Below are 255 nucleotides of genomic sequence, written 5' to 3'. Positions count from 1 at the left end.
CCGGATCAAAGCTTGTTTGCCAGCTCCCCGGAGCTTTTCGCAGGCTACCGCGTCCTTCATCGCCTGTGATCGCCAAGGCATCCACCACATGCACTTGTTCGCTTGACCCTATAACGGGTGTGTCTCAGTTCAGACGCACGCGCTACAGGTTGAGTATTCGTGTTGCGCCGTATTCCAAAGCGATCTCTCGATCACTTATAAAATACATCGATACAATCACAACCCTGATTCACCTACTCACGCACCCATCTCCAG

At 52.2% G+C, this 255-nt stretch carries 1 rRNA gene; it reads right to left on the bottom strand.

Going from position 1 to position 255, the window contains the following annotated elements:
- Positions 1-108 (bottom strand): 23S ribosomal RNA (locus tag VSR82_RS40265); the annotation flags it as partial.
- Positions 109-255 lie beyond the last annotated feature (147 nt).

This window comes from Burkholderia sp. JPY481, assembly GCF_038900515.1.
Lineage (GTDB): Bacteria > Pseudomonadota > Gammaproteobacteria > Burkholderiales > Burkholderiaceae > Paraburkholderia > Paraburkholderia youngii.
The sequence above is the reverse complement of the archived record's forward strand: the minus strand, read 5'-3'. Positions and strand labels throughout refer to the sequence as shown.